Consider the following 15,868-nt stretch of genomic DNA (forward strand, 5'->3'; position numbering starts at 1 on the left):
CATGAAGCGCAGTAAAACCATGGAGTTTGGTGTTGGCCTGTTTATGCTAGTGGGGATTTTGGGGCTTGTCTTCCTAGGCTTGCGTGTCAGTGGAATGACGCTCTCAGCGCCGTCAGACACATTTCGAGTTGAGGCCAACTTTTCCAATATTGGCGGATTGAAGCCGCGTGCTCGCGTCACAATGGCTGGTGTTACCGTTGGTAGAGTGGAGGCCATTGAGCTTGATCCTGAATGGTATGACGCACGGGTTGTACTACGCCTGAATAGTGATCTAGAAGGTCAGCTTTCCCGCGATACGACAGCTGCCATTTTGACGGCAGGTTTGCTGGGTGAGCAGTATATCGGCCTCAGTATTGGTGGTGACCCAGATGTACTAGAGGATGGAGACATTATTCGAGATACGCAGTCGGCGTTAGTGCTTGAAGAACTTATTCAGCAATTTATATCCAATATGGTAAGTAACTAGGCATGTTGGACTCTTTTTGTCGCAATGAGGTGGTTTCCATGAAACAAAATAGCGTGATGTTGATTCGTCAGTGGTTAGCTTTATTGGCGCTGGTGGCGATGTTTTTGCCCGTTGCTGCTCAGGCGCAGTCGAAGTCGCCTGAAGCATTGATCCGTGAAAATATTAATGAATTCATGCAGCAGCTTGATGGAAGGGAAGAGTACTACGCCAACAACCTTGATGAGCTAAAAGCGTTAGTCAACGATAGTTTGGATGAGGTGGCTGATTTTCGTTATATAGGTGCCAGCGTTATGGGCAGCTACTTCCGCAATGCCACCCCCGAACAGCGCAGCAGATTTGCCGATGTGTTTCGTCAAACGCTGATTGATACGTACACCCGTGGGCTGGTGACCTTCGACTATGATGAGATTCGTGTGCTGAGCGATCAACGAGGTCAGCGCCACGAAGATCAAGCGAGTGTCGATATGGAAGTCGTTGCCAATAATGGTCAGGTATACCCTGTCAGCTACAGCCTTCGGCTTTCTGACGGCGAGTGGAAGGTTGTCAATGTGATCGTTAATGGCATTAATCTAGGACTAACCTTCCGTAACCAGTTTGACCAGTCAATGCGCGAGAATAATCGGGACTATGATGCTGTTATTCGTAACTGGTCGCCTGAGATCGGTGTTGATGAGCTTGAACAAGGGGGCGATGCGTGACCGTATTGCTAGCCCAGCCCAACCTCTCTTTGACCGCACAATCGCATTCGCTGGTCATTAAAGGAGATGTGCACGTAAATGCAGCGGCCGAGGTGGCCGCTGCAGGCGTTAAATGGCTTAAGAAAGCTGCGTTAACTAACGTTGCTTTTGATTTCTCAGGTGTTACCAAGGCGAGTAGTGCAGCGATTAGCGTGTTATTTGAATGGTTGCGCGCCTGCCACTCCCAGGGAATTGTTGTCCAGTCTATTGCACTGTCAGCGCCACTGGAGCGTCTGGCGTCGCTAGCTGAGCTAGATGCATTGATAAAATCGCCCAACGCCGAAGCGTGAGCCGCTGTCGAGCATCGCCAAGTCCGCTGCTTTTCTTTATCATGCTCTCCTATTCTGAGTTATTTCGTTCATCTGACTATTTTAGATCCCAAAGGAGTTTTCTGTCCTATGCAACCCAACGAGGTAAAAGCACTGCTTGAATCCCGCATCAATGGGTGTGATTTTCATATCCAGGGTGAAGGCTGTAATTTTCAGGTGATTGCGGTAGGCGAAGCCTTTGAAGGTCTTTCTCCTGTCAAGCGGCAGCAGTTGGTTTACGCAGCGCTGAGCGAGGAAATTGCCTCGGGCGCACTTCACGCCATCAGTATTAAAACGTTTACTCCGACGCAGTGGCAAACTGCGTCGGCAAACGCTCAGTAACGGCTGCCTCCATGGATAAACTAATTATTACCGGCAATGGGTCGGTGGATGGTGAAGTGTGGGTCAGCGGTGCAAAGAATGCAGCGTTGCCGATTTTATGTGCGAGCCTGCTGGCCGATGGCCCTGTGATCATTGGTAATTTGCCCCACCTGCAAGACATCACGACTACCCTGGAGCTACTGGGGCGTATGGGTGTCGAGCCAGTGATGGGAGAAAAGCTTAGTATTCAGCTGGATGGCTCCCAAGTGACTCAGTGTCACGCCCCTTACGAGCTGGTCAAGAAGATGCGGGCTTCCATTCTGGTGCTTGGCCCGTTGTTGGCGCATTTCGGTAAAGCGGATGTATCCCTGCCGGGTGGTTGTGCAATAGGTTCTCGCCCTGTTGATTTGCATATTCGGGGTCTTGAGGCGATGGGTGCTGAGATTCGCGTCGAGTCAGGCTACATTCGCGCCCGTGTTGATGGGCGCCTGAAAGGTGCCACTATCTTTTTCGATACGGTAACGGTGACTGGCACTGAAAATCTGTTGATGGCGGCTACTCTCGCGGAAGGCACTACTATTCTTGAGAATGCAGCGCGTGAGCCAGAAATTGTCGATCTCGCAGAGTGCTTGATCAAGATGGGTGCCAATATTCGTGGTCATGGCACTGATACTATCGTGATCGAAGGCGTTGAATCACTACATGGCTGCGAGCATGATGTGATGCCTGACCGTATTGAAACGGGCACTTTTTTAGTGGCAGCTGCCATGACGGGGGGGCGTGTGAAGGTCAAGCGCACCCGCGCTGATATCTTAGAAGCTGTTCTGGCGAAGCTTGAAGAAGCGGGTGCCGAGATCACCAGTGGCGATGACTGGATAGCGCTGGACATGCACGGCAAGCGTCCTAAAGCCGTTAATATTCGCACGGCGCCTTACCCTGCTTTTCCCACCGATATGCAAGCACAATTTGTCGCAATGAATGCGGTAGCGGCCGGCCACTCACGGGTGGTTGAAACGATCTTTGAGAACCGTTTCATGCACGTCCAAGAGCTCAACCGAATGGGCGCAAATATTGTCCTTGAAGGCAATACGGCACTGATTGAAGGCGTAGAAAAGCTTTCTGGTGCGCCAGTCATGGCTACTGATCTTCGTGCGTCAGCTTCATTGGTGATCGCGGCAATGATGGCCGAGGGCGAAACCTTGGTAGACCGCATTTATCACATTGACCGTGGTTATGAGTGTATTGAGGAAAAATTACAGCTGCTGGGTGCGCGCATTCGCCGTATTCCTGGCTAAGCCATGTTATTAACCATTGGCCTGAACAATGAGTAAGCAACTGATCTTAGCCCTTTCAAAAGGGCGTATTTTGGACGAAACACTGCCACTGCTGGCAGATGCAGGGATAACCCCTGCAGAAGATTTGGGTAAAAGCCGTAAGCTGTTGTTTGATACCAATTTGCCAGATGTGAAGTTGGTTATCATTCGGGCAACCGATGTGCCGACCTATGTGCAGCTGGGGGCAGCAGACGTGGGAATCGCGGGCAAGGATGTGCTGCTTGAGCATGGAGCAGAGGGCTTATATGAGCCGCTAGACCTGGATATAGCACGTTGCAAACTGATGACGGCGGGTGTCACGGATCAGCCTCCGGCCACTGCGCGCCGCCGTGTTGCCACGAAGTTTGTCAATGTGGCTCGCCGCTATTACGCAGAGCAGGGCATTCAGGCAGAAGTCATCAAGTTATATGGTGCAATGGAGCTTGCACCCTTAATGAACTTAGCTGATGAGATTGTCGATATCGTCGATACCGGCAATACACTGCGCGCCAATGGCATGGAGCCCCGTGAGTTGATTGCCCATATCAGCACGCGCTTGGTGGTGAACAAAGCATCCATGACCATGAAGCATGACCGAATTAAGCCATTATTGGCTCGTTTAGAAAGTGCGGTTAAACAGCGCCAGACTCAGCCTATTGAATGACGCGAGGTTCATCATGAGCGATAAATCCACAGCCACTGTAGCTCGCCTTTCAACGACAGATGCGGCTTTTCATCAGCACCTGGATGTCTTGTTGGACTGGGAAGGAGTGTCTGATAAGGCAGTTCAGGCTCGCGTTGAAGAGATATTGGTGGACGTTAAGCAGCGTGGTGATCGTGCTGTTGTTGAGGCAACAAACCGCTTTGACCGTTTATCGGTTGAGCAGATGGATCAATTGCGTTTGTCACCTGAGCAATTAAAGCATGCATTTGATGGTTTGCCCGCTGAGCAGCGCGATGCACTAGCCGCCGCTGCTGAGCGTATTAAGCGCTACCATGAGCGCCAAAAGCCCAGCTCGTGGCAGTATGAAGAGGCTGACGGTACAGTGCTTGGCCAGAAGGTGACGCCGTTAGATCGCGCGGGTATATATGTGCCAGGTGGAAAGGCATCATACCCTTCGTCGGTATTGATGAACGCTATTCCTGCACATGTGGCGGGTGTCCGAGAGATAGTCATGGTGGTACCGACACCTGACGGTGTGTTGAACGATCTTGTATTAGCAGCTGCGCATTTAGCGGGTGTGGATTATGTGTTTACTATCGGCGGAGCTCAGGCGATTGCAGCGCTTGCTTATGGCACCGAAAGTGTACCAAGAGTCGATAAAATCGTGGGGCCCGGAAATATTTACGTGGCCACCGCGAAGCGCGCCGTATTTGGTCAAGTAGGCATCGACATGATTGCGGGTCCCTCCGAGATCATGGTGGTATCTGATGGGCAAACTGACCCCGATTGGCTGGCGATGGATTTGTTCTCCCAAGCTGAACACGATGAAGATGCGCAAGCGATCTTGGTCAGTTGGGACGCGGCTCACCTTGATGCGGTAGAAGCATCTATTGAACGGCTATTGCCAACGCTTGAAAGAGAAAAGATCGCACGTGCTTCGCTGCAACGACGTGGTGCGCTAATCTTGTGCCAGGATCAAGCCGAAGCCGTTGAAATGATCAATCGCGTTGCACCAGAACACCTCGAGCTTTCTGTCGAAGCTCCCGACCAGTGGCTTGATGGCATACGACACGCGGGTGCTATTTTCATGGGGCGTCACACATCAGAAGCATTAGGTGATTACTGTGCTGGGCCTAATCATGTACTGCCTACGTCTGGAACGGCTCGGTTTTCATCACCGCTGGGTGTTTATGACTTCCAAAAGCGCTCGTCGATTATTCACTGCTCGCCGCAGGGTGCCTCGGATCTTGGAAAAGTAGCGTCAGTGCTTGCTCGGGGAGAGTCTCTGACGGCTCACGCGCGTTCAGCTGAATATCGAATCAACGATTAATCGTGCCCCACTGGACAGCGCCGGCCTCCTCTGGAGGTATCTCAGAGTGGCTTTAGGAGCCGCTCTGAGATCGCGTTGGTGTTGGGCTGGTTGGTACGGGGCGCTCGCCAACTTCTAGCGTCATATCCATGCGCTCCCCACCGCGAACGATTGTGAGTGCTAGTTCTGTGCCTGGGGGTACCGATGCGATATCACTCATCGTCGCGCGAGCGTCTAAAATTACCTGTCCGCCAATGGAAAGTAACACGTCGCCCGGCTGGAGCCCTGCTTTAGCGGCTGGCCCATCTTCTACTACCCCAGCTACAATCACTCCTTGAGGTGTCCTCAGTCCGAATGAGGCGGCTAACTCCCGCGAGAGTGCCTGGGCTTCAATGCCTAACCAGCCGCGTATTACGCGACCGCGAGTGACAAGTTCATTCAGAATGCTATGGGCGAGGTTGGCAGGAATTGCAAAGCCAATCCCCTGAGAGCCACCTGACCGGGAAAATATGGCGGTATTGATGCCAACCAGCGCCCCATCAGGGTTAACCAGTGCGCCACCAGAGTTACCTGGGTTGATGGCAGCATCCGTCTGAATAAAGTCCTCATACGCATTTAAGCCTAAGTGGCTGCGGCCTGTGGCACTGATAATGCCCATGGTGACGGTCTGACCAACACCAAATGGGTTGCCAATCGCAAGCGCGACATCTCCCACAGCAACTTCTTTCGAGTCTGCTAGTTTGATGATGGGTAGATCATCTAGGCTGATGCGTAAAACGGCTAAGTCGCTTTCAGGGTCGGTGCCAACGACTTCGGCAAGAGTTTCCCGCCCGTCGCGCAGGGCTACCTGTATTTGGTCGGCCCCATGGATAACGTGATGATTAGTCAGTACATAGCCATCGGGGCTAACAATGACTCCCGAGCCAAGGCTCGACAGCATGCGTTGATGGGTAGTGGCATCGTCGCCGCTAAAGAACTGTTGAAAGAAAGGATCAGACATTAGTGGGTGCTGGTCACGCTCAACGATCCGAGACGAATAAATGTTCACGACGGCCGGTGCTGCTTGATTAACAGCATTTGAATAACTTGCGGGCCCCTGATTGCGATTTAGTGGCGCCGCTTGACGAATTTCAGGCGCGGGTAGATTAGTCGCTTGTTCGCTACTGGTGGGTACTAAAGGGGATGGGGCTTCAATTACAGCCGGTGGTGCTTGCCGAAATGGGTTTGGCAGTTGCTCAGGGAAGGCAAGCAGCATTAAGACGGCAAGTAGAAGCCCGGTAATAACCGGCCATAAATAGGGCAGCACGAGGCGGTGCATGCGAAGTTTCCTCAGCGGGTGGCAGTCTAAATGGTCGCGAGGTTCGCGATAACGCGATGCGAGATTTACAATGAGGCTATCGTAACACTTTATTGAGGAGTTCCTCATGGTAGTCAGTAAATCAATCAAGGAGCTAATGTGAGTCATCGGGATCAAATTGTAGCCGCCTGTGATCATCAGTTGCGGTCATCACAGTTTAACGACTTTACCGTTAATGGCTTACAGGTAGAGGGTAGAGAGACCGTAATGAGGGTCATGTCGGGGGTGACGGCGTGTCAGGCACTGCTGGACGAAGCGGTTGCTTGGGGGGCTGATCTTGTGCTGGTTCATCATGGTTACTTTTGGAAAAACGAGCCAGTTCCTATTACTGGGATGAAGCAAAGGCGAATTAAAACACTGCTTGAGAATGATATTAGTCTGCTTGCCTATCATTTGCCTTTGGATGCGCATGCTGAGTTTGGCAATAATGCTGAGTTAGCTAAGCATATGGGCTGGAAAGTAGAGGGCTGTCTTGACGGTGAGTTGGGGGATGGGCTGCTATGGTCAGGTCGGTTAACTGAGTCGCAAAGTCTTGGCGCGCTGGGAGAGCAATTGGCTGCGGTTCTCCAGCGTACTCCATTGCTTGTCGAAGCGCCGAGAGTAGGTGCTATTGAGCGAATAGCATGGTGTACCGGTGGTGCCCAGGACATGATAACTGCTGCTTATGAGGCGGGTGCGCAGGCCTTCGTTTCCGGAGAGATTTCCGAGCGAACGACGCATTTGGCGAGGGAGCTGGGTATTCACTATATTGCTGCCGGTCATCACGCGACGGAGCGTTATGGTGTTCAAGCATTAGGGGAATGGTTGGCGAGTGAATACGGTGTAGAGCACCGCTTCGTGGATATTGATAATCCAGCGTAGAGGCCTTTTTTTGGCAACCAGTATTATGAGGGCGGTTTTAAGAAGTGAGTTCTAAGGCACCAGTGCTGGTTAAGTACTTGGTGCCTGTCTGGGTTGTTGGCGCGCCGTGGGTTGTTGGCGCGCAATAAGTTTGTACAGGATGAGCTAGTAACGAGGAGGCTGTGTTGCCGCACTCTCTTCAGTTTGGTCGCCGTCTTTTAGTCCAAAGTCTTCTGAAAGCGTGCCATTTTTACCAGCAGCATAGTCCCGAGGCATGTCGAGGCGGCTATCTGTTTCAATTGCCTGAGTCCTTTCGGTGGTTGGTGAAGGTTTGGCGCTGGTCAGCTTCCACTGTTCAGCTTCGTCTGCCATCTGTTGTTCGAGCTGGTCGGCTTCAAAGCGAATATTATCCAAGCGTTGATAAATGCCCGATAAATGATCACTCATGCTTTTTTTGAGCTCCGCTATCTGGTGCTCGCGATCAAGCAGTGTTTGCTTGAGTGCAGCGCTGTCGCGCGCGCCTTTGCTGAAAAGGCGGTAACACCCCAAGCCCACAATAAAACCGATAACGAGGCCAATAATTGCAAACGTGTATGGCGAGCTGGCGTCCACAGTGTTCTCCCTAAAGGTGATACATGCCACCTATCGTATGGTGGGGTTAACAGAAAACCCAGCCCATTATAGTCGCGTGCCTGTCGGTTGGGTCAATCCGCTCATGCGCTTAGTCGCTAAGCAGCGTATAATATGCCTCTTTTGATGAAGTATTCTGTGCCTTGCGTCATTGGTAATCGATGCATGTGTGTAGTTTGGTTATGCGCTGTGGGAGTAGTCAGATGTCATCATTATCTTCACGTCAGGAGGTTGAGAAAGCGCCTCGGCTTACGCCATTGGCGCGGTATCAAGAAGACCTCGCGCGTAATGGTTTTCAGTATGATCCTGCGCAGGAGCTGGCGGTAAGGCACCTTCAGCGCCTCTATGATGATCTGTTGGCGACTCCAACGACGCTGCCTAAAGCGGTGGTTGCCCATAAGGGGCTAAAAGCGAGGATGGCGGGGCTGTTGGGCAAGAAGGCGAGCACTGAACCATCGCTGCCCTCAGTCAAGGGGCTGTATTTTTGGGGGGGTGTTGGGCGTGGCAAAACGTATCTTGTTGATGCGTTTTATGAGGCGCTTCCTTTCCCCGAGAAAATGCGCACCCATTTTCACCGGTTTATGCAGCGCGTTCACAACGAGTTGACGCATTACAAGGGTGAAAAGAATCCGCTGGCGTTGATTGCCGGGAAGTTTGCTACCGAAGCACGAGTTATCTGTTTCGATGAGTTTTTTGTTAAAGATATTACCGACGCAATGATACTGGCGAATTTGTTAGAAGCCTTGTTCGAACGGGGTGTTGTGTTGGTGGCGACGTCTAATATTGTGCCTGACGACCTCTATAAGGATGGTTTGCAGCGTGCGCGGTTTATGCCGGCGATTGAGTTGGTTAATCATCACTGCGAGGTGGTCAATATTGATTCTGGTGTTGACTATCGTTTGCGTGCTCTGGAGCGTGCCGAAATTTTTCATGCGCCTCTTGATGAAGAAGCAGAGCAGGAGTTGGCGCGTAGCTTTAGAGAGATTTCAGGGCATGAAGGCGAAGAGGGTGCGCCACTGGAGATTAATCACCGCGTTTTAACAACGCGGAGATTACACGACGATGTGGCATGGTTTGAATTTGCGGAGTTGTGCGATGGCCCTCGCAGCCAGAATGATTACATTGAGCTTGCTCGAGAGTTCCATACGGTTTTGGTGTCAAATGTCATCCAGATGAATGTGAAGACAGATGATCAGGCACGTCGCTTCATTAATATGGTTGATGAGTTTTATGACCGAGGGGTTAAGCTACTAATGTCCGCCGAGGCGCCGGTGGAATCACTTTATAGCGATGGGAAGCTGGCATTCGAATTCCAGCGGACGCTGTCGCGGCTGCAGGAAATGCAGTCTAAGGAGTATCTTGCATTGCCTCATAAGCCGTAAGCCTTGGCGCCACAGGCTGGACGAGGTCATAAGCGTGATGTTGGTAAAAAAGTAGCGGTGGCACTTAACTTGCTGGCAGGCTTGCTGTAGAATGCTGCCTCGCTGCATGTTGCTGGTTTTTAGGCAACCAAAAAAAATAGGGATGGTGCTTCGCCGCTTTAGCGGTGTGAGTTACCCAACACACTTAATCTGGTGATTTCATCCATGAAGACGTTCAGTGCTAAGCCGCAGTCCGTCCAGCGCGACTGGTATGTAGTCGACGCTACGGACAAAACGCTCGGTCGTCTGGCAACCGAGATTGCTCGCCGCCTGCGTGGTAAGCATAAGCCCGAATTTACACCTCACGTTGATACTGGCGACTACATCGTCGTGATCAACGCAGAGAAAGTCCATGTAACTGGTAACAAGGCGAAGGCTAAGACCTACTACCGCCACACTGGTTACCCGGGCGGTCTGCGCTCTATGACATTCGACAAGATGCTTGATCATGCCCCCGAGCGCATTATTGAGTCTGCCGTTAAAGGTATGTTGCCGAAAGGTCCTTTGGGTCGCGCTATGTACTCCAAGTTAAAAGTGTACGCCGGTGCCGAGCATCCGCATGCTGCCCAACAGCCGCTTGAACTGAACATCTGAGGAAATCTTCGCCATGACACAGCAGTATTACGGTACCGGGCGCCGCAAGACTTCCACCGCTCGCGTGTTTATGAAGCCGGGCTCTGGCAAAATTACTGTCAATAACCAAGACCTCGATCTTTATTTTGGTCGTGTAACTGGTCGCATGGTTGTTCGCCAGCCGCTTGAGTTGACTGAGACTCTGAACCAGTTTGATGTGTTCGTCACAGTTGCTGGTGGCGGTGGCTCCTCTCAAGCAGGTGCTATCCGTCACGGCATCACTCGCGCCCTGATGAACTACAATGAAGACCTGCGTCCTACGCTGCGTGCCGCTGGTTATGTAACCCGCGATGCTCGTCAGGTTGAGCGTAAGAAAGTTGGCCTGCGTAAAGCGCGTCGTCGTCCGCAGTTCTCTAAGCGTTAATTTTACGCTATGCGGCAAAAACGTCCAGGTCAAAGGCCTGGGCGTTTTTTATTGGAATATCAAAAAATTATAGCGCTCTTACCACCATGGTACTGGGCGTTTTTTCTTGTGTAGAGCGCTTTGTTTTTTTAACATAGAGCGTATTTGATATTCGTCGTCGCAGGATCTCTTTGTGACGGAACGGGTAAGCTGATGGGAGAAACCAGAAATGGCAGATAACGGCGTAAACAAAGGCCGGCGCCGCTTCCTTGTTGGTGCCACCTCCGTAGTTGGGGCGGTGGGTGCTGTAGGGGTTGCGGTTCCCTTTGTGGCTTCTTGGCAGCCTAGTGCCAGGGCAGTAGCCGCTGGGGCGCCGGTTAGGGCGGACTTTTCAAAGCTCGAGCCGGGGCAGCGCATGACGGTTGAGTGGCGTGGGAGGCCGGTATGGATTATTAACCGGACGCCAGAGATGAATGAGCGTACGGAAAACTTGGATCCAGGTCGCCTATCTGACCCTGATTCAAATGAACAGCAACAGCCTAGCTACATTACTGGGCCACTACGATCTATTCGCCCTGAAATCGGCGTGATGATCGGTATTTGTACTCACCTTGGGTGTTCGCCGCTATATAGACCTGAACCAGAGGCTGCGGTAACCGACAACTGGCCCGGTGGTTTCTTCTGTCCTTGTCATGGTTCGTATTTTGACCTAGCAGGTCGAGTTTTCCGCAATGTACCTGCGCCTACCAACCTTGAGGTGCCGCCTTATCGTTTTGAAGAAGACGATATTATTGTCGGCGAAGACGAGGAGGCTGTCTAATGGCTAACCCTAATAAAGCCAAAGCAGAAAGCGGCATCATGCGCTGGGTTGATGATCGCTTTCCTGCCACTCAAATGATTCAGGACCACCTAACAAAGTACTATGCACCGAAGAACTTTAACTTCTTCTATATTTTTGGTGTTCTGGCGCTTTTGATGCTGGTTAACCAGATTTTGACCGGTGTGTGGCTTACGATGAGTTACAACCCCTCCGCTGAAGGTGCCTTTGCCTCGGTGGAGTACATTATGCGTGATGTCGAGTGGGGTTGGTTGATCCGTTACATGCACTCAACCGGTGCGTCGGCTTTCTTTGTCGTTATCTATCTGCATATGTTTCGGGCGCTGTTGTACGGGTCCTATAAAGCACCAAGAGAATTGGTGTGGATCTTTGGTATGGCGATCTACCTGCTGCTGATGGCTGAGGCGTTCATGGGGTATCTGCTGCCATGGGGTCAAATGTCATACTGGGGCGCGCAGGTTATTATCTCGCTGTTTGCCACGATTCCGGGCATTGGTCCTGATCTGGCGCAGTGGATTCGTGGCGACTTCCTGATTTCAGGTATCACGCTTAACCGCTTCTTTGCGCTTCACGTAGTTGCATTGCCGATCGTTATTCTGGCGCTGGTTGTGCTGCATATTATTGCGCTTCATGAAGTAGGGTCTAACAACCCGGATGGTATTGATATCAAAGAGAAGAAAGATGAGTCAGGTAAGCCACTTGATGGTATTCCTTTCCATCCTTATTACACCGTTAAAGATCTCGTAGGTATCGCGGTGTTCTTGTTTGTCTTTGCGGTCGTTATTTTCTACTTCCCTGAAGGCGGTGGCTACTTCCTTGAGCGTCCGAACTTCGAACCAGCTAACCCGATGGTAACGCCAGATCATATTGCGCCTGTTTGGTACTTTACGCCGTTCTATGCCATCTTGCGGGCGATCACGTTTGATTTCTTGGGGCTGCGAGCTGAGTTCCTGGGTGTGCTTGCGATGGGCGGGGCAATCGCTATTCTATTTGTGCTTCCTTGGCTTGATCGTAGTCCCGTGAAGTCAATGCGCTACAAAGGGTGGTTGTCGCGTATTGCGCTACTGCTGTTTGCAGTAAGCTTTGTTGTCCTTGGTGTTCTGGGGGCTATTCCTGCAACGCCGATCCGCACGCTGGTAGCTCAGATCTGCACCGTGATCTATTTCGCCTTCTTCCTTCTGATGCCGCTATACACCAGTATGGAGAAGACTAAACCCGTCCCAGAAAGGGTGACTGGCTAATGAAAAAGCAACTGTTCATACTGCTATTTGCACTGGTGCCTTTTGCGGCCGTGGCAGCGCCATTTCCGGAGCAGCCTCACTCGATGACCCCTGATTTGCAGGATAAGGAGTCACTTCAGCGTGGAATGCAGCTGTATGTGAATTACTGCATGGGCTGTCATGCGCTGGAGCATCAGCGGTTTTCACGTGCGGCAAATGACTTTGGCATGCCGCAGGAGCTGGTTGAGCAAAACCTTATCTTCTCGTCAGGTCTCGGTTTTAATGACCAGATGCATATTGCCATGCAGCCGCAAGAGTCTGAGGGCTGGTTTGGTGTAGTGCCTCCTGAGCTGACGTTGTTCAACCGTCTGCGCGGGCCGGACTACATCTACTCCTATTTGCTGAGTTTCTATCGGGACCCCAGCCAGCCGCTTGGTGTAAACAATAAGGTTCTTGAAGCTCCTGCGATGCCTAATGTATTGGAGCCGCTGCAGGGCGTGCAAGAAATGGTGTGCGCGGAGACCGACCAGCCGGTTGCAGGCCAGTCACCTGACCCATTGTCTGGCAAGTACCAATCTTGTGATGTACTTCAGGTAACTCAGCCTGGTTCTATGGAGCCTGCTGAGTTTGAGGAAGCGGTCTATGATCTAACCAACTTCCTGGCCTACGTGGGTGAGCCGTCTAAGCTGCAGGCTCAGGCACTGGCACCTAAAGTGCTTATCTTCATCTTTATCTTTGGCGTCATTGCTTACTTGCTCAAGCGTGAGTACTGGCGAGACGTTCACTAATTAACAGAGCAAGATAAGCAGATTGGGCGCGCGGCGAGAGCCGTGCGCCTTTTGTTTGCCTAGTCAGTTGTCATGCATAGCGGGTTACCTTCCCATAAGGTAGCGCTGGCGTGTTATTATCCAAGATTGTTTTGATGCGAGGATGCTTTCATGGGTGTTGTGGCCAAGCGGTCGTCAATGATCTTTTACTCAGGTAATGATGATCATTTCAGTCATCGTGTGCGCATTGTTTTGGCTGAAAAGGGGGTGGCAGTAGACATCGTTGATGTTTCTGACGAGCAGCCGCCTGAAGAGTTAGCAGACCTCAACCCGTATAACAGTGTGCCAACACTGTTGGATCGTGATTTGGTGCTTTATGAATCCAAAGTCATGATGGAGTATCTGGATGAGCGTTTTCCGCACCCGCCGCTGTTGCCTGTGTATCCTGTAGCGCGTGCGCAGAGCCGTCTTTGGATGCATCGTATCGAGCGTGAGTGGTGCCCAATGCTGGAGCAGATCCGCAGTGGTGGGAAGAAAGAGGCTGAAAAGGCGCGCAAAGAGCTGCGTGAAAGCTTGATCGGTATTTCGCCTATCTTTGAAGATATGCCTTACTTCATGAGCGAAGAGTTCACGCTGGTTGACTGTTGTCTGGCGCCGATTTTATGGCGTTTGCCTGAGCTCAACATTGAGCTGCCAGAGAAGCAGGTGAAGCCATTGCTAAGCTATATGTCGCGAGTATTTGAGCGTGAAGCGTTTAAAGCCTCTTTAAACGAGCGTGAAAAAGAGATGCGCGCTTGAGAATTCATACGGCCTCCTTGCTTAGCGGCGGGAGGCTTTACTGTTAGGAGGAGGGAGCTTTATGAAGTCGAGTCGTCCCTATCTCGCCCGAGCCCTTTACGAGTGGCTTTTGGATAACGATTTAACGCCTTACCTAGTCGTTGATGCGACCCAGCCGGGGGTAGAGGTGCCTCGTCAGTTTGTGCAAAACGGACAGATTGTCTTGAATGCGGCGCCTACTGCTGTGCGTGATTTATTTATGGAAAATCAGGCGATTGGTTTTAATGCTCGGTTTGGTGGTCAGCCTATGCAGGTGATGATCCCTACACCGGCGCTTATTGCCATTTATGCACGCGAAAACGGTGCGGGTATGGTGTTTGGACATGAGCCGGAGTTGGATGCAGCCGAATTTGACGGCGCGGATCTTGCGGACAGTGGGGCGAGTCCGTCGGATGAGGTGTCGAAGCCTGAGTTGACGGTCACTGAGCCGCTGCCGGAAAAAGAGGCTGACTCGGTGTCGCAGGCCGGAAAGTCAAAGAAAAAGCCAACGCTCAGAGTGATCAAATAACACTTTAGGTCCGGTGCTTTTAAAGTAAGAACCTCGCCAACCTTGATTCAGGATCATTGGCGAGGTTTTTTTTATGGTCGTATTTTTTGCTAGTTAATATACTCAAATACTTTTACGATTCGCTGAACGCCGCTGACAGCTGATACCGCGTTGACAATACGGTCAGCCTCTTCCCGTGTGACCATCCCCATTAGATAAACACTGGCATTTTCTGTGGTGATTTTTAGTTTCGAGGAGTCGATTCGATCGTTCGACGCGAGCTGGCTCATAACGTTGGTGGTTAACCATGTGTCAGTAAGTCGTTGGCTAGCGGGTAGGTTGGCGGCAATGCTAAGCTCGTTATGAACCTGTTCGACACCGCGCAAGTTGGCAGTTACCTCTTCTGCTTTAGCTTTTAGCTCCTCACTAGGTACTTGGCCTACTAGAAGAACCGAGCCATTGTAGCTATGGGCGCGAATGCGAGCATCACCAAGGCGAGCGTCCGAGCGGCCGACTGCGCGCTCCGCTTCTCGTTCAATTGTTGCATCGACCGCCTCGACATCACTGCTACGTTGGCCGTAGTTGGAGGGGTTGGATGCTGCGTTGTTAGCACACCCCGCAAGTAGAATAAGGCTTAATGCGGCAACCATCATCAGCTTGTAGGAAGAGTAGCGCAGGGCCATGATCGGAACTCCTTTAATAAGTGTTAAGTGAAAACAGGCGGCTTTGCCTGTTTTAGTTAGCTCTGGTTAAGTTCGGTCTGCTTAAGTTAGGTGCCACCAAATAACTGTTCGTCGATTAAATCACATAAACAATGGATAACGAGTAGGTGAACTTCCTGAATTCGAGCAGTTGAGGTCGCAGGTACGCGAACCTCGCAATCATCTTGGCCAAGTAATGAAGCCATATCGCCGCCATCGCGGCCAGTCAGCGCGACGACTGTCATGTCTCGGTCATGTGCCGCTTGGATTGCCTGGACAATGTTGGCTGAATTGCCACTGGTGGAGATAGCCAGTAACACGTCGCCTGGCTGGCCAAGAGCGCGTATCTGCTTGGAAAACACTTCGTTGTAACTGTAGTCATTGGCTATGGACGTCAGTGTCGATGTGTCAGTGGTTAGTGCCAATGCCGGTAAACTTGGGCGTTCACGTTCAAATCGGTTAAGTAGCTCTGAGGAGAAGTGTTGGCTATCACCTGCACTACCGCCGTTGCCGCAGGCTAGGATTTTTCCCTCGTTAACCAGGCACTGCACCATCATTTGACTGGCGACTTCGATAAACGGCGGCAGTACCTCACTGGCGTAGGTTTTAGTATCGATGCTGGCGTTAAAGTGGTCGAGTATGCGTGACTGAAAGTCCATGAGGGCTTCCTAAATAA

Annotated in this window: 20 protein-coding genes; 16 read left to right on the forward strand and 4 right to left on the reverse strand. The window is 51.5% G+C overall.

Features of this window, described 5'->3' with window-relative positions; genetic code table 11:
* Nucleotide 1 precedes the first annotated feature (1 nt).
* From mlaD to hisD, 7 genes are all read left to right on the forward strand, one after another.
* Nucleotides 2–466 carry an outer membrane lipid asymmetry maintenance protein MlaD gene (gene mlaD / locus HZS79_RS01155; RefSeq protein ID WP_162217547.1) on the forward strand — a complete coding sequence of 155 codons (465 nt, stop codon included), beginning with the start codon at nt 2–4 and terminating at the stop codon, nt 464–466.
* Nucleotides 467–504: 38 nt separating this feature from the next.
* The gene (locus HZS79_RS01160) at nt 505–1,164 is read left to right on the forward strand and encodes an MlaC/ttg2D family ABC transporter substrate-binding protein (RefSeq protein ID WP_179926860.1); all 660 of its coding nucleotides are present in this window, start codon (nt 505–507) and stop codon (nt 1,162–1,164) included.
* The gene (locus HZS79_RS01165) at nt 1,161–1,493 is read left to right on the forward strand and encodes an STAS domain-containing protein (protein ID WP_179926861.1); all 333 of its coding nucleotides are present in this window, start codon (nt 1,161–1,163) and stop codon (nt 1,491–1,493) included. The genes HZS79_RS01160 and HZS79_RS01165 overlap by 4 nt, the downstream gene beginning before the upstream one ends.
* A gap of 108 nt (nt 1,494–1,601) precedes the next feature.
* Nucleotides 1,602–1,853, forward strand: a complete 252-nt coding sequence (locus HZS79_RS01170; RefSeq protein WP_162217550.1) for a BolA family protein — start codon at nt 1,602–1,604, stop codon at nt 1,851–1,853.
* An 11-nt stretch (nt 1,854–1,864) separates the two neighbouring features.
* Nucleotides 1,865–3,127, forward strand: coding sequence for a UDP-N-acetylglucosamine 1-carboxyvinyltransferase (murA, locus tag HZS79_RS01175; RefSeq protein WP_162217551.1), 1,263 nt, complete (start codon nt 1,865–1,867; stop codon nt 3,125–3,127).
* A gap of 28 nt (nt 3,128–3,155) precedes the next feature.
* Nucleotides 3,156–3,809: an ATP phosphoribosyltransferase gene (gene hisG / locus HZS79_RS01180; RefSeq protein ID WP_162217552.1), complete on the forward strand. Its 654-nt coding sequence runs from the start codon at nt 3,156–3,158 to the stop codon at nt 3,807–3,809.
* Nucleotides 3,810–3,822: 13 nt separating this feature from the next.
* Nucleotides 3,823–5,139 (forward strand): histidinol dehydrogenase, encoded by a 1,317-nt coding sequence (gene hisD / locus HZS79_RS01185; RefSeq protein WP_162217553.1) that lies wholly within the window; start codon nt 3,823–3,825, stop codon nt 5,137–5,139.
* 52 nt (nt 5,140–5,191) lie between these two features.
* Here the strand turns inward: hisD and HZS79_RS01190 are convergent, their stop codons facing one another.
* Nucleotides 5,192–6,436: a Do family serine endopeptidase gene (locus HZS79_RS01190; RefSeq protein ID WP_162217554.1), complete on the reverse strand. Its 1,245-nt coding sequence runs from the start codon at nt 6,434–6,436 to the stop codon at nt 5,192–5,194.
* A gap of 138 nt (nt 6,437–6,574) precedes the next feature.
* Between HZS79_RS01190 and HZS79_RS01195 the strand changes: the two genes are divergently transcribed.
* Nucleotides 6,575–7,336, forward strand: coding sequence for a Nif3-like dinuclear metal center hexameric protein (locus HZS79_RS01195; RefSeq protein ID WP_162217555.1), 762 nt, complete (start codon nt 6,575–6,577; stop codon nt 7,334–7,336).
* 144 nt (nt 7,337–7,480) lie between these two features.
* Here the strand turns inward: HZS79_RS01195 and HZS79_RS01200 are convergent, their stop codons facing one another.
* On the reverse strand, nt 7,481–7,927 hold the full coding sequence (locus tag HZS79_RS01200) for a ZapG family protein (protein WP_162217556.1): 447 nt from the start codon (nt 7,925–7,927) through the stop codon (nt 7,481–7,483).
* A 221-nt stretch (nt 7,928–8,148) separates the two neighbouring features.
* Here HZS79_RS01200 and zapE point away from each other — a divergent pair, with 221 nt between their 5' ends.
* The 8 genes from zapE to HZS79_RS01240 all read left to right on the forward strand — a co-directional run bounded on the left by zapE (nt 8,149) and on the right by HZS79_RS01240 (nt 14,512).
* Nucleotides 8,149–9,327 (forward strand): cell division protein ZapE, encoded by a 1,179-nt coding sequence (zapE, locus tag HZS79_RS01205; RefSeq protein ID WP_162217557.1) that lies wholly within the window; start codon nt 8,149–8,151, stop codon nt 9,325–9,327.
* 204 nt (nt 9,328–9,531) lie between these two features.
* Nucleotides 9,532–9,960 (forward strand): 50S ribosomal protein L13, encoded by a 429-nt coding sequence (gene rplM, locus HZS79_RS01210; RefSeq protein WP_009721993.1) that lies wholly within the window; start codon nt 9,532–9,534, stop codon nt 9,958–9,960.
* A 13-nt stretch (nt 9,961–9,973) separates the two neighbouring features.
* The gene (gene rpsI, locus HZS79_RS01215) at nt 9,974–10,363 is read left to right on the forward strand and encodes a 30S ribosomal protein S9 (RefSeq protein WP_009721994.1); all 390 of its coding nucleotides are present in this window, start codon (nt 9,974–9,976) and stop codon (nt 10,361–10,363) included.
* A 208-nt stretch (nt 10,364–10,571) separates the two neighbouring features.
* Nucleotides 10,572–11,162 (forward strand): ubiquinol-cytochrome c reductase iron-sulfur subunit, encoded by a 591-nt coding sequence (gene petA / locus HZS79_RS01220; protein ID WP_162217558.1) that lies wholly within the window; start codon nt 10,572–10,574, stop codon nt 11,160–11,162.
* Complete coding sequence (locus tag HZS79_RS01225) at nt 11,162–12,421, forward strand: cytochrome b (RefSeq protein ID WP_162217559.1); 1,260 nt, start codon at nt 11,162–11,164, stop codon at nt 12,419–12,421. Before petA ends, HZS79_RS01225 begins: the two co-directional genes overlap by 1 nt.
* Entirely contained in the window at nt 12,421–13,188 is a 768-nt protein-coding gene (locus HZS79_RS01230; RefSeq protein WP_162217560.1) for a cytochrome c1, read from the forward strand. Before HZS79_RS01225 ends, HZS79_RS01230 begins: the two co-directional genes overlap by 1 nt.
* Nucleotides 13,189–13,338: 150 nt before the next feature.
* Nucleotides 13,339–13,965, forward strand: a complete 627-nt coding sequence (gene sspA, locus HZS79_RS01235; protein WP_162217561.1) for a stringent starvation protein SspA — start codon at nt 13,339–13,341, stop codon at nt 13,963–13,965.
* Nucleotides 13,966–14,026: 61 nt separating this feature from the next.
* Nucleotides 14,027–14,512: a ClpXP protease specificity-enhancing factor gene (locus tag HZS79_RS01240; protein ID WP_162217562.1), complete on the forward strand. Its 486-nt coding sequence runs from the start codon at nt 14,027–14,029 to the stop codon at nt 14,510–14,512.
* Between the two features lie 89 nt (nt 14,513–14,601).
* Here the strand turns inward: HZS79_RS01240 and HZS79_RS01245 are convergent, their stop codons facing one another.
* Together HZS79_RS01245 and HZS79_RS01250 are read right to left on the reverse strand one after the other, a co-directional pair.
* Nucleotides 14,602–15,174 carry a BON domain-containing protein gene (locus HZS79_RS01245; RefSeq protein ID WP_179926862.1) on the reverse strand — a complete coding sequence of 191 codons (573 nt, stop codon included), beginning with the start codon at nt 15,172–15,174 and terminating at the stop codon, nt 14,602–14,604.
* Between the two features lie 86 nt (nt 15,175–15,260).
* Entirely contained in the window at nt 15,261–15,851 is a 591-nt protein-coding gene (locus HZS79_RS01250; RefSeq protein ID WP_162217564.1) for a phosphoheptose isomerase, read from the reverse strand.
* Nucleotides 15,852–15,868: the final 17 nt, after the last annotated feature.

This window comes from Vreelandella zhaodongensis (assembly GCF_013415115.1).
GTDB classification, from domain to species: Bacteria; Pseudomonadota; Gammaproteobacteria; order Pseudomonadales; family Halomonadaceae; genus Vreelandella; species Vreelandella zhaodongensis.